7 protein-coding genes are annotated in these 7,612 nt (G+C 69.7%); 2 read left to right on the top strand and 5 right to left on the bottom strand.

Translation table 11 applies throughout. The features are described 5' to 3' along the window. On the top strand, positions 1 to 859 hold an 859-nt coding region (gene sppA / locus D183_RS0115260; protein WP_017909767.1), incomplete at its 5' end, for a signal peptide peptidase SppA. 82 nt (positions 860 to 941) lie between these two features. Here the strand turns inward: sppA and D183_RS0115255 are convergent. After that, positions 942 to 1,169, bottom strand: a complete 228-nt coding sequence (locus D183_RS0115255) for a hypothetical protein (protein WP_232757283.1) — start codon at positions 1,167 to 1,169, stop codon at positions 942 to 944. Positions 1,170 to 1,235: 66 nt separating this feature from the next. On the opposite strand from D183_RS0115255, the gene D183_RS0115250 reads away from it, so the two are divergent. Next, positions 1,236 to 2,009 carry an SDR family oxidoreductase gene (locus tag D183_RS0115250; protein ID WP_017909765.1) on the top strand — a complete coding sequence of 258 codons (774 nt, stop codon included), beginning with the start codon at positions 1,236 to 1,238 and terminating at the stop codon, positions 2,007 to 2,009. Between the two features lie 244 nt (positions 2,010 to 2,253). Here D183_RS0115250 and D183_RS0115245 read toward each other — a convergent pair whose 3' ends face one another. From D183_RS0115245 to D183_RS0115225, 4 genes are all read right to left on the bottom strand, one after another. After that, positions 2,254 to 2,880 carry a hypothetical protein gene (locus D183_RS0115245; RefSeq protein WP_017909764.1) on the bottom strand — a complete coding sequence of 209 codons (627 nt, stop codon included), beginning with the start codon at positions 2,878 to 2,880 and terminating at the stop codon, positions 2,254 to 2,256. Positions 2,881 to 2,903: 23 nt separating this feature from the next. Further along, positions 2,904 to 3,659 (bottom strand): hypothetical protein, encoded by a 756-nt coding sequence (locus D183_RS0115240; RefSeq protein ID WP_026144515.1) that lies wholly within the window; start codon positions 3,657 to 3,659, stop codon positions 2,904 to 2,906. Between the two features lie 417 nt (positions 3,660 to 4,076). Further along, the gene (locus D183_RS0115230; protein WP_017909762.1) at positions 4,077 to 4,637 is read right to left on the bottom strand and encodes a Sua5/YciO/YrdC/YwlC family protein; all 561 of its coding nucleotides are present in this window, start codon (positions 4,635 to 4,637) and stop codon (positions 4,077 to 4,079) included. 289 nt (positions 4,638 to 4,926) lie between these two features. Beyond that, complete coding sequence (locus D183_RS0115225) at positions 4,927 to 7,413, bottom strand: DNA topoisomerase I (protein ID WP_017909761.1); 2,487 nt, start codon at positions 7,411 to 7,413, stop codon at positions 4,927 to 4,929. Positions 7,414 to 7,612 lie beyond the last annotated feature (199 nt).

The following is a 7,612-nucleotide window of genomic DNA, read 5'->3' as shown; positions in this document are numbered from 1 at the left end:
CGGCGAACAGCCGGCCGGCCGCATCGGCGGCGAGTCGACCGCGGCGCTGCTGCGCCAGGCGCGCGACGACGACGCGGTCAAGGCGGTGGTGCTGCGCGTGGATTCGCCGGGCGGCGAAGTGTTCGCCTCCGAGCAGATCCGCCGCGAAGTGGTGGCGCTGAAGGCCGCCGGCAAGCCGGTGGTGGTGTCGATGGGCGACCTGGCCGCGTCCGGCGGCTACTGGATCAGCATGAACGCCGATCGCATCTACGCCGACCCGTCGACGATCACCGGCTCGATCGGCATCTTCGGCATGATCCCCAACATCACCCGCACCCTGGACAAGATCGGCGTGCACACCGACGGCGTGGGCACCACCCGTTTCGCCGGCGCCTTCGACATGACCCGGCCGATGGATCCGGCGGTGGGCCAGCTTATCCAGTCGGTGATCAACAAGGGCTATGCCGACTTCACCGGCAAGGTCGCGCAGGCGCGCGGCAAGTCGGTCGAGGCCATCGACCAGGTCGCGCGCGGCCGCGTCTGGAGCGGTGCGCAGGCCAAGGAGCGCGGGCTGGTGGACGCGTTCGGCGGCTTCAAGGACGCGGTGGCCGATGCCGCGGCGCGCGCCAAGCTGGGCGGCCCGGACAAGTACCGGGTGCGCTACGTCGAGAAGCCGGCCACGCCGTTCGCGCAGTTCGTCAGCGGGTTCGCCGGCAGCCGCCTGGGCGTGTGGATGCTGAGCGACTCGGCGCTGGGCCACGCCCTGCTGGCGCGCAGCCTGCCGGAACTGGACACCCAGCTGCGCTTCGTCAAGGACGCGGCCGACACCCGTCCGGGCGCACCGGTGAAGGCGCTGGCCTACTGCTTCTGCGGTCTGTAAGCCGGCCCTGCGCCGGCAGCGGCGCGCTCCTGCGAGCGCGTCGCCTGCTTCCTGCAACGCCGGCCCCCGTGGCCGGCGTTGTTCATTGCGCGGTCGCGGCGTCGAGCGCGGCGTTCTGCGCGGCCGCGGCGTGGTCGAGCGTGGCCTGGGTATGCCTGGCGCGGTCCAGCGGCTGGGCGATGGCGCTGCGCAGCGCGCTGGCCTTCGGTGGTGGCGGCGCATCGGGCGGTTGCGGCGGTGCCGGCTTGCATGCGGCCAGCAGTGCGAGCAGCGGCAATGCCAACGTCATCCTGCGCAGTGGTGCGGACATGGCGGCGACCTCCTCGAGGGTGGAGGTATCATCCTACGCCTCCCATGTGAGCAGACAGGCACGCGCATGCAGCACCGTTGGCGGCTGGACGGACAGACCGCGCTGATCACTGGCGCCAGCGCCGGCATCGGCCTGGCGATCGCGCGCGAACTGCTCGGGTTCGGCGCCGACCTGCTGCTGGTGGCGCGCGACCTCGACGCGCTGGAGGCAGCGCGCGACGAGTTGCGCGAGACCTTTCCCGAGCGCGAGATCCTGGCGCTGGCCGCCGACGTCGCCGACGACGAGGACCGCCGCGAGATCCTGGACTGGGTCGAGGACCATGCCGATGGCCTGCACCTGCTGATCAACAACGCCGGCGGCAATGTCAGCAAGGCCGCGGTGGACTACACCGAGGACGAATGGCGCGGCATCTTCGAGACCAACCTGTTCTCCGCGTTCGAACTGTCGCGCTACGCGCATCCACTGCTGGCGCAGCACGCGGCCTCGGCGATCGTCAACGTCGGCAGCGTGTCGGGGCTGACCCACGTGCGCAGCGGCGCGCCCTACGGCATGACCAAGGCGGCATTGCACCAGCTCACCCGCAACCTCGCCGCCGAATGGGCCGAGGACGGCATCCGGGTCAATGCGGTGGCGCCCTGGTACATCCGCACCCGCCGCACCTCCGGGCCGCTGTCGGACCCGGACTACTACGAGCAGGTGATCGAGCGCACGCCGATGCGCCGCATCGGCGAACCGGAGGAAGTGGCGGCAGCGGTCGGCTTCCTGTGCCTGCCGGCGGCCAGTTACATCACCGGCGAATGCATCGCGGTGGATGGGGGGTTCTTGCGTTACGGGTTCTAGCGGCTGTGCGGCGGCCGCGTGCGCCGGGCGCCAGCCGAAAGGCGCAATGCAGCCAGGCCCCGGGCGTATGTCGTCGGGACTGAAGTCCCTCCCACAAGGTGGGTGCGCGCTTACTGCGGTGGATCGGTTGCGGGGTAATCCGTAGGAGCAGCTTCAGCCGCGACCAGGCTTTCCCGGTAACGCTCGGTCGCGGCTGAAGCCGCTCCTACTCAACCAGGCGCACCCCACGCGGGAGCGAGATGGATTACGGCGCTGGCTGTTCTGCGCCGCAGTTGCTGGCCTCGAGCAGGTGCTGACGGCGTTCGAACTCCGCGTGCAGCGCTTCGGCATGCTCGGGCACGGCGAAGCGCCAGTGCGTCTCGGCTTCGGCCACGTAATTCTTCCAGGCATCGCACAGCTGCTCGGCGGGCAGCGGCTGGCACTGGTCGCGCAGCACTTCGCAGGCGCTGCCGCCGGCCTGGTTGGGGCCACCGTCCAGGTCCGTCGTGTGCAGTGGTACACAACGCGGCGGCGGTTCGGCGGCCTCGCCGATGTAAGACGATTGCTCGCGGGTTGTACAGGTGTACAGCGATGGTGGGGGCAGCTTTGGAGGCGGTGGCGGTGGCGGTGCAGCTGCTGCGGTGTCGGCCGTGGCCGGCGCGTCCGCAGGCGTGGCATCGTTCGCGGCGCTCGCCGGTGGCGACGATGGCGCAGGCTTGGCCACGAGCGTGGTCGGCAGTGCGGCGCTGCTGACGCCCTGCATGATTTTCTTCTGCTGGCGCATGCCCTTGGGACAGGGCTGGTTTTGGATGGTCAGGTTGTCCTGCGCGTCGGTGCAGCGATAGAACACCACCGGTTCGGCGTGCGCGGCGCCGGCACAGGTCAGCACCATGGCGAGGCAGAGTGCGCGCCGCATCAGCTGCCGCCGCAGTCGCGCGCCAGACGCGCATCGATGCCGCGCTGCTCGGTTTCCATTGCGCGGCGCTCGCTCTGCAGCGCGCTGTTGTAGCGACGGATCAGTTCCCAGCGGCGATCGCTCAGGCGTGCGCAGACTTCCTGCTCGGGCAGCGCGGTGCAGGTGTCGCGGATCATCGTGCTGCCGGCCGGCACGATCACGCCGGCGCCGGCGGACACCCCAGGCGGCGGTGGACCGGGCGGGCGCGGGCCGCCGGGCGGAGGCGGTCCCGGCGGGCCGGGCGAGCGACCATCGGGGCCGCGCCCGGATGGCCGTGCGTACGGGCCCTCGGCGTATCCATAAGCCCACAGCGGCACCCAGCGCGGATTGCCGGCGTTGTCGTCGCTGGTGTAGCGCGCGCCTTCCGGGGTGACGCACTCGTACATCGGCTGCGCATGCTGCACGGTGACGATGCGGAGTTCGCGCTGCGGCAGCGGTGCCGGCGAGGCCTCGCCACGCGCCGGATCGGTGCTGATGGTGGTGGTCGGCCGCGGCGGCGGATCGCGCGGACGCTGCATGTCCAGCACCTGCTGCTGGCGCGCGTTCTCGCAGGGAGCGTTCTGCAGGCTGACCGCGCCGGAAGCGGCGATGCAGCGATAGATGCGCACCGACGCATTGCTGCCGTCGCTGCTGACCGTCTGCGTCTGTTGCGCCCAGCCGGCACCGATCCAGGGCGACAGGCTCAGCAGCAGCAATGGGCGGAGAAGGAGGCGCATGCGCGCATCTTGCGCGCCTTGGGCAGCCAGGGAAAGGGTGGGCGAGCGGGGATTCAGGACGCGATGGCGCGGGTGGGGCCGCAGCGGGGTCTTGTCGCGCATCGGGCAGGCCGCGGGTCGGCCAACGTGCTTCCTGCAGCATTTCGCAGCTGCTGTAAGGTGCCGCCGGCCTCGGCCAGGGCGCGCTCGTGCAGTACTGGCGCGTTGATCTGTCGCTGCGAGGCTTCGCCCGACCCTCATCCGGCCCTTCGGGCCACCTTCTCCCAATGGGAGAAGGGAGCGGCAAGCCCCTCTCCCGTCGGGAGAGGGGTTGGGGTGAGGGTACGGTGCGCGAAGCGCCCGCGTGGTTCCATCGCGCCATTGCCGCCAGACGCCGACGCGGCGGAAGACAGGCGTGCCGCGCCGAAGAGCAGCGCCTCAGGCGCGCAGGATCTCGCCGCTGGCGGCGTCGCGGATCGGGGTGGGCTGGGCCAGGCCGCCGGTGTCGCCGTCGAGCAGGCCGTCGAGGTCGCCGAGCACCAGCGGATCCAGTTCGCTGCGCTGCCGTGCCGGCGGCTCGCCGCCGCGGTTGGCACTGGTCGAGACCAGGGCGCCGCCCCAGGCCCGGCACAGGGCGGCCACCAGCGGATGGGCACTGATCCGCACGGCGATGCCCTGGTGCGCGCCGGTGATCCAGGGCGGCGCATGCGCGGCGGCGGGCAGGATCCAGGTATGCGGTCCGGGCCAACTGGCCAGCACCGCGGCCAGCCGGTCCGGCGGCAGGGCCGACAGATCGAGCAACGGGCGCAACGGGTCCAGTTCGGCGGCGACCACGATCAGGCCCTTGTCCACGGGTCGCTGCTTGATCCGCAGCAGGCGGGTCACGGCGGTCTCGTCGTGCGGATCGCAGCCCAGGCCCCACACCGCTTCGGTGGGATAGGCGATCACGCCGCCCTTGCGCAGGACGGCGACGGCATGGCTCAGGGACAGGTCGTTCATGCGCGCATCATGCGGCACGTCGTCGTCTAAGGACAATGAGGGTCGGTTGGGCAGGACTCGGGATTTTCGCAAGTCTCCGGCCCGCCGCTTTTCTGTGGGAGGGGCTTCAGCCCCGACGCCTTACCGATAAAGCGTCGGGGGCTGAAGCCCCTCCCACAGGAAAATCGGGTTGTCGCGGATCTTCAGGCGCTGAGAGACGCCGTCGGTACCGCGAGAAGGCGGCTCGGCGCCCGCGCTCGTACTATTCGAGGGGGTGCATCGGGCCGCCCTGAGCCATCCGCAGAGCGGCTCAGCCGCCCTTGGCCACGGTCTTCTTCGCCGCCTTCTTCACCGTTTTCTTGGCGGTTTTCTTCGCGGCCTTCTTGACCGCTTTCTTCGCCGCCGGCTTGGCCGGGGCGTCGGCCGCGGCCTTCTTCGCCGCGCTCTTCTTCGGCGCGGCTTCCTTCTTGGCGGCGGCCTTCTTGGCGCCGAAGCCCTTGCGCACCGGCTTGCCGGTTTCCTCCAGCAGCTTCTGCACTTCGTCCAGGCTCAGCGAGGCGGGCTCGCGATCCTTGGGGATCTTGCCGTTGAGCTTGCCGTCGCTGATGTACGGGCCGAAGCGGCCGTTGAGTACCTGGATGTCGCTGCCGGGAAATTCCTTGATGATGCGGTTGCGCGCGATCTCTTCCTTCTCCTCGATCAGGAACACCGCACGGGCCAGATCGATGGTGTAGGGATCGTCTTCCTTCTTCAGCGAGGCGTAGACGCTGCCGCGCTTGGCGAACGGGCCGAAGCGGCCGATGCCGACGCTGACCTCCTCGCCCTGGTCCTGGCCGAGGCTGCGCGGCATCAGGAACAGCTCCAGCGCCTCCTCCAGGGTAATGGTGTGCATGCTCTGGCCGGGCCGCAGCGACGCGAATTTGGGCTTGTCCTCGGCGTCCTCGGCGGTGCTGCCGATCGCCGCGTACGGCCCGAAGCGGCCCAGGCGCACGCTCACCGGCTTGCCGGTCTTGGGATCGGTGCCGAGCTCGCGCGCACCGCTGGCTTCGGCGCGGTCGACCGATTCCTTCTTGTCCTCGACCAGTTCCTTGAACGGCTCCCAGAAGCGCGACATCAGCGGGACCCACTCCTCCTCGCCGCGCGAGACCGCGTCCAGCTCGTCTTCGAGCTTGGCGGTGAAGTCGTAGTCCACATACTGGGTGAAGTGGCTGGACAGGAACTTGGACACCGCGCGGCCGACGTCGGACGGGCGGAAGCTGCGGCCTTCCATCTCCACATACTTGCGGAACAGCAGGGTCTGGATGATCGAGGCGTAGGTCGAGGGACGGCCGATGCCGTACTCTTCCAGCGCCTTCACCAGCGCCGCTTCGGTGAAGCGCGGCGGCGGCTGGGTGAAGTGCTGCTCGGCCAGGATGCGTTCCAGCGGCACGCGGTCGCCGGGCTTCATCGCCGGCAGCTTGCGGCCTTCGTCCTCGTCCTCGGCGCTCTTGTTGTCCTTGCCTTCCTCGTACACGGCCAGGAAGCCGGGCACCACCACGGTGGTACCGCTGGCGCGGAACACGTGTTCGCTGCCGGCCGACAGGTCGACGCTGACGGTGTTGAGCGTGGCCGGAATCATCTGGCAGGCCACCGCACGCTTCCAGATCAGCTCGTACAGCTTGCGCTCGTCTTCGGTCAGGAAGCGGGCGACCTGCGACGGGGTCCGCAGCGCCGAGGTCGGGCGCACCGCTTCGTGCGCTTCCTGGGCGTTCTTGGACTTGGTCTGGTAGGTGTTGGGCTGGTCCGGCAGCGAGGCGATGCCGTAGTCGCGGGCGATCACGTCGCGGATCTCGGCCAGCGCGTCCTGCGACAGGTTGACCGAGTCGGTACGCATGTACGAGATCATGCCGACCGTGCCTTCGTCGCCGATCGCCACGCCTTCGTACAGCTTCTGCGCCACCTGCATGGTCTTGCGGGTGGTGAAGCCGAGCTTGCGCGAGGCTTCCTGCTGCAGGGTCGAGGTGGTGAACGGCGGTGCCGGGCGGCGCTTGCGCTCCTTGCTGGCGACGTCGGTGACGTGCAGCGCGCCCTGCGCGGCCTGCTGGATGCGCAGGCGCGCGGCCTCGGCGGTGTCGCCGTCGGTGATGGTGAACTGCTCGAACTTCTGCCCGTCGAGCTTGATCAGCTTGGCGTTGAAGTGCTGCGAGGGATGCGCGCAGTCGGCGGCGATGGACCAGTACTCGCGGGCGATGAAGGCTTCGATCTCCTCCTCGCGCTCGACGATCATGCGCAGCGCCGGCGACTGCACGCGGCCGGCGGACAGGCCGCGCTGCACCTTGCGCCACAGCACCGGCGACAGGTTGAAGCCGACCAGGTAGTCCAGCGCGCGGCGGGCCTGCTGCGCATCGACCAGGTCGCCGGCGATCTGCCGCGGTTGCGCCATCGCTTCCTTGATCGCGCGCGGGGTGATCTCGGTGAACACCACCCGGTGCAGCGGCTTGCCCTTGAGCAGCCCGCGCTCCTGCAGGATCTCGGCGATGTGCCAGCTGATCGCCTCGCCCTCGCGGTCCGGGTCGGTCGCCAGGTAGATGTCTTCGGCCGCCCTGGCCGCCTTGGCGATGGCCTCCACGTGCTTCTCGTTCTTGTCGATCAGCGCGTAGCGCATCGCGAAGCCGTCGTCCGGATCCACTGCGCCTTCCTTCGGGATCAGGTCGCGCACGTGCCCATACGAGGCCAGGACGTGGAAATCCTTGCCGAGGTATTTGTTGATCGTCTTGGCCTTGGCGGGCGATTCGACGATGAGCAGGTGCTTGGACATGGCGGGTCGGGCTTCGATGGGCGTGGGCGGACGCCCTGGGGGCGGTAGGGTGGCGCAATTGCTCCGGTTAGTGAAGCGTTGCGGTCTCGCAGAGAAGCCGACGCCCGGGATGGAACCCCCGGGCGTTCAGCTACGGCGCTTATTTATTAGTGGGCATGTCCGGCGCCCGCTGTCAAGCCGGCGCCCGCCGGCCGGGCAG

It is taken from the genome of Xanthomonas sp. SHU 199, from assembly GCF_000364665.1.
GTDB classification, from domain to species: Bacteria; Pseudomonadota; Gammaproteobacteria; order Xanthomonadales; family Xanthomonadaceae; genus Xanthomonas_A; species Xanthomonas_A sontii.
Note: the sequence above shows the minus strand (reverse complement) of the source record. Positions and strands in the feature narration are given on the sequence as shown.

Excerpts from the sequence above, each read along its gene's own strand:
- D183_RS0115255 (WP_232757283.1), bottom strand. The coding sequence starts at position 1,169 with ATGTCCGCACCACTGCGCAGGATGACGTTGGCATTGCCGCTGCTCGCA.
- D183_RS0115225 (WP_017909761.1), bottom strand. The coding sequence starts at position 7,413 with ATGTCCAAGCACCTGCTCATCGTCGAATCGCCCGCCAAGGCCAAGACG.
- D183_RS0115245 (WP_017909764.1), bottom strand. The coding sequence starts at position 2,880 with ATGGTGCTGACCTGTGCCGGCGCCGCGCACGCCGAACCGGTGGTGTTC.
- D183_RS0115230 (WP_017909762.1), bottom strand. The coding sequence starts at position 4,637 with ATGAACGACCTGTCCCTGAGCCATGCCGTCGCCGTCCTGCGCAAGGGC.
- D183_RS0115250 (WP_017909765.1), top strand. The coding sequence starts at position 1,236 with ATGCAGCACCGTTGGCGGCTGGACGGACAGACCGCGCTGATCACTGGC.
- D183_RS0115240 (WP_026144515.1), bottom strand. The coding sequence starts at position 3,659 with ATGCGCCTCCTTCTCCGCCCATTGCTGCTGCTGAGCCTGTCGCCCTGG.